General features: G+C 44.8%; 2 protein-coding genes and 1 pseudogene. 1 reads left to right on the top strand and 2 read right to left on the bottom strand.

From position 1 onward, the window contains the following. Positions 1 to 2,428, bottom strand: a 2,428-nt coding sequence (locus tag F6K20_RS25585; RefSeq protein ID WP_287296509.1) for a type 2 lanthipeptide synthetase LanM family protein, incomplete at its 3' end; no start/stop codon positions are given. A 155-nt stretch (positions 2,429 to 2,583) separates the two neighbouring features. Next, complete coding sequence (locus tag F6K20_RS25580; protein WP_044491894.1) at positions 2,584 to 2,844, bottom strand: cinnamycin family lantibiotic; 261 nt, start codon at positions 2,842 to 2,844, stop codon at positions 2,584 to 2,586. 717 nt (positions 2,845 to 3,561) lie between these two features. Here F6K20_RS25580 and F6K20_RS25575 point away from each other — a divergent pair. Beyond that, positions 3,562 to 4,504: pseudogene (locus F6K20_RS25575) on the top strand (ABC transporter ATP-binding protein); the annotation flags it as partial.

The following is a 4,504-nucleotide window of genomic DNA, read 5'->3' as shown; positions in this document are numbered from 1 at the left end:
AAAGGTCAAAGTATTTGTCCTGAGGAATCCGTGGCATTAGTTCGTGAGTCAACTCTACTGCCCGCTCCAGCAATTCTGGTCTGTCCCATAGCTGAGCCAGGTGGGTTAACAGGTAAATCAATCCAGCTGTTCCCTTGTACGCCCCAACGAAGGGTGAACTAGGGTGCTCCATGGCGTGCTTGAAGGCTCGCTCTGCTGCTTGACGAAATTCTGGCTGGGGGTGAAGGGCATCAAGATAAGCCAAAAATAGGCAAATCCCCGCTGAACCCGAGTAAATATCTGGCCCGACATCTACCACACGTTTTCCAGTAGCTGTATAGTCGGAGGTTTGCCATGGAGCCTTACTCGCATCGGGTTCAAGTAATTCCCACAACTGCCAACCAATTTGCTGGGCGTAATTAACCGCTGAAGCGATAAAGTAGGGACTATTCAGTTCGTCTGTGGATAGGCTACTGTAGATGTACTGGTTCTGCCGGATTCGGTTCTCCTCAGATAATTTTTCAATGCGTTTGACTGCATTGTCCAATGGGGAAATCGCGATCGCATCTGGCAGGGATTGTTGGTAATTGTGGATTAAATCTAGAGGGCCAGTTGCCTTAGCTGAGAAGATGGGGATATCCAATTGCCACAGGGATGCTAGTTCTAGCTCAGCCAGTTTCCCTTGATTGTCCCACTTTCGTTGATGCTCTTTTAAGGTGTTGAACAGCAAATCCACTTCTAGGGGTTCGGCAAGACATTTGGGATGGCGAGCAGCAAGGAGCAACTTGCCATAGGCTTGGGTTCCCCAATTAATGAAGCGCACTGATGAGGGAGAAAATAAGTCTTGGAGGGAGGTTGCGGCTTTAGTGGGGTTTTCTCGAAACCAGTTATAAACTCGGTTAAATCCCTCAACAATGGCATCTTTGTACTCCTGTGGCTGTACGAGCTGACCTTGGTAATAGATGCGATTGGTTGCTTCGAATTCGACCCGAATTCCCGATTGATATTCAACACCCAGGGCTAATGACATCCGGCCCTTGTTCACTTTAGGAACTTGATGGGGTACTTCGTAGGAGTCGCCGCCCCTAGACCCGCTCAATTTCATTTCATTTTTATCCCCCGGGTCTGGCCATTCCAGCAAACCCGTCTTGAAAACTGAATCGAGTACTGTACCGGGCATTTTGTCTATGCCAAGGGGCAACACTTCCAAAACCGTTTCGCAGTCGCAAATAAACCCATTCCCATCAGCAACTAGGACGTTTTCAAAATGCAGATCGCATCCCCCTAGGATGTAGAAAATGCTGAGAAATCCCCCTAGTTGCTGATAAAATCCCTCAGCAGAAGCTTGACTTTGGACATGGTTTTTACCAGAAGCAATAAACTCTGCATAACCATAGCCATCTCGACAGAGCACTCCATAGCTGGCAAACTCAACCACCTTATCCCTAGTCAAGGTTTCTAGCAGCCCTTGCATCGCTGCTTCAGATTGAATACAGCGAGGCTTATAAACAATTGTTGCTGGCTCAGAGTTAATCAGCTCCAGTTCCACGATCACTACGCTCTTGCCGCCAGCATGGTAATCCGAGTTGCCTAACTTAAAGGATTTGACTTGGGTTATGGGTTTCCCCGAGAAGAACCTCCCGCTGATTTGCTCGCGATCCCTAGCCAAACGCTGAATCACTTCCTCACCAAAATCACACAAGAAACCAGTTACCTGAGCCAACCAACGTGCTAGTACAGGAAACTGAAAATAAAAGCGGTGATAACTCCAACCGTCTTGAAACGTCTGTTCCAGGTAGGCCAGATAAGCCTCTGGATCATCGGCTGATTTGGCGATCTTATTCTGAAGACAATAGACATTAATATTGGCTTCAACCGTCCAGGTTAAGGCCAGCTCAAAGCGATTAAGCAGGTTAATTTGAAGGTCACTGACGACTTGCTTTGAGATCACCTGAAGCTGATCACATAAAGGTTGCAATCTCTGGTGCAACAGCCGTAGAAAGGGTTCGCAGGCTATCGCCAATTTACCGTGGTAGATATCGGGTTCGTACCAGGAACTCCCTACAAAATCCCCTTTTGGTAAATCCAAGGTCGCGATCGCAGCGCGGTAGGTTTCTAGCCACTGACGGTGAGGTTTTACGAACTCCAATCGGTCTGCTTCCGACAATTCCCCCCAGTTTCGTTCGTATAATTTATAGTCCGTTAATAGTTTTCGTAGGTCTTCAATAATCGATTGACTGACTTTTCCTTGTTGCTCATAGGAATCCTTAAGCAACTGCACAGCCAACTTGCCAGTTAGTTTTTTGATGTTCCAGCTATCCAACGGTTCAAGCTCGTTGGTACACCTAGCTTTACCCTGGCCTTTAGCCAGTCGTTCAACAATGAGAGTTCGCTCAGCCAAATTACTAGCTCGGCAAGCCAGTTCCTCCAGCACAGAATCGTCAACCATAACCCCAACAGTTACCAAGCAATACTAATAAACAGTTAACAACGGGGGCTGGCATCACATCTAAATCTTAAAAAATCCGATGTCATGCCAGCTCCTAGACAGGTACCTAGCCTATTGGATTAGAAACGGTCACAACCTACTTGGTCGTTCCATCACTAGCTTTTGGTTGTTCCATCACAAATGAGGGTTACAATACCGAAGCTGCAGGTGGATTCACAATCCTGAGCAACAATATCAAACTCCCCTAAGGAAGCATTTAACAACTCGATGAAAGCATGATCTTCCTTCTCAACAGATTCAGGCAGGGAAGTAGTAGCTGATAGTCCAAAAGCTTCTGGGTTATTTTGAACTTCGCTACGGAACTCAGCGTCAATAGATGCCTGGTGCAGTACCTTTTCTAGGGTAGCAGTTGACATAATATTGCTCCTTTGTGCCCCTGATGGGCAGTAATATTTACCATCTGCTCGTTTAGCAGACATTTATTAGTGTATACATAATTTTCATCCTATGGTTCACTTTTTGACATTTCTTAACTTTTATCTGAAGTCTTTTAAAATTCATATATAGTTTAGTTTTTATGTAACAAAAAATACAGTTTTTTGTTGACAAACATCCCTATATACTTAATAAACTCTTGCCTCTTGCCCGCCCCCCTTACGCGCGCGGGGTTAGGGGGGATTCCTCTTGCCTTTCCTTAAGGGATTCTGTTCACAAATCAAATAGAAATGCTATAGCTGTATGGTGACTTGGTAAGCAGATAAGCAAAATAAACCAGGACTTACGCGGTTAAGTTGATTTCGCCCCCCTAGGGCGTGTTTTCAAAGTTTTCCGCAAGATTATGATCCCCCCCAGCCCCCCTTGAAAAAGGGGGGAGCCATACTCAAATTCCCCCTTTTTTAAGGGGGATTTAGGGGGATCTCCGAGTTTGAAGACACGCCCTAGCCCCCCAATTCTGGGGGGTAATGATGTCAAAGTCCCCCGAGGGGGACCAACGGGGGCGCGTAAATCCTGTAAACATCAGAAATTGGGGGTGAAACCCTACAGGCTATACACCGATTGCACCTGTGCTTAATAAATAAGCAGAATGATTATTGACACTTGCACCGCTTTGACAACTGGGAATTTCTAGATATATGAGTGAAAACCACAGATTTGACGGTAAGTTTGGGCAAAGATTGTTAGGGCTTGTCCAGCCTTACTGGATACCAGTATCGGATCAAAGAGGAACTTTTCTAGGGCTATTGCTGTTGCTAATAGTATTCCTTTTAATAATTTCTTTTACTATTGTCAGCCTCATTAGCTTAGGAGGACAGCACTATTTTCCAGAAATAATTAATAGTGTTGCTCCCGGTTTAGTGGACTCTGTTGCCATGATCAATAAGTCGCCAGCTATCTATTTCATTGGTTTACTTTTCCTAGCTACGATTGCTGCTTTTGCCTACTACAGGCAACAGTTACAAGATAATTGGCAACCATGGTTGATGTCAATAGTGATAGTGTTGTTACTGCTATCAAGTACTGGGGTGAATGTCTTAAGCAGCTACTTGAATCGGGACTTGATCACGGTCATGGCTCGACACCAGGCGTCAAACTACCTGACCCTGCTCTTACTCTACAGCAGTTCCCTATTGGCCATTGTGCCCTTAATGGTTTTTTCCAACTACATCAAAAAGAGACTTTGTCTCGACTGGCAACAATGGTTAACCAAATATTTTCTCGATCAGTATCTATACAATAGAGCCTATTACGAACTCAAGACTAATCTGGATATCGATAACCCAGACCAGCGCATCTCCAAAGAAGTTGAATCCTTTACTCAAACCATCTTGGATTTTTGGGTTGCTATACTAAATCAAGTTGTTAATCTAATTGCTTACGGAATCGTTCTTTGGACGATTTCTAAACTGCTGTTGACTGCTATGGTAGTCTATTCCCTGTTCGTCAACGTCAGCGTGATTTTTTTGAGTAAATGGTTAGTTGATCTTAACGGAGAAAAACTCGAATACGAAGTTAAAGAGCAAGAAGATATCGAAATAGAACTTAAGTTCCGTATTAAAATTCAAGGAACTGAGCGCC

Source organism: Moorena sp. SIO2C4, assembly GCF_010672485.1.
Lineage (GTDB): Bacteria > Cyanobacteriota > Cyanobacteriia > Cyanobacteriales > Coleofasciculaceae > Moorena > Moorena producens.
The sequence above is the reverse complement of the archived record's forward strand: the minus strand, read 5'-3'. Positions and strand labels throughout refer to the sequence as shown.

What these genes read in the sequence shown, in the direction of transcription:
- F6K20_RS25580 (WP_044491894.1), bottom strand. Translation starts at nt 2,844, where the DNA reads ATGTCAACTGCTACCCTAGAAAAGGTACTGCACCAGGCATCTATTGAC.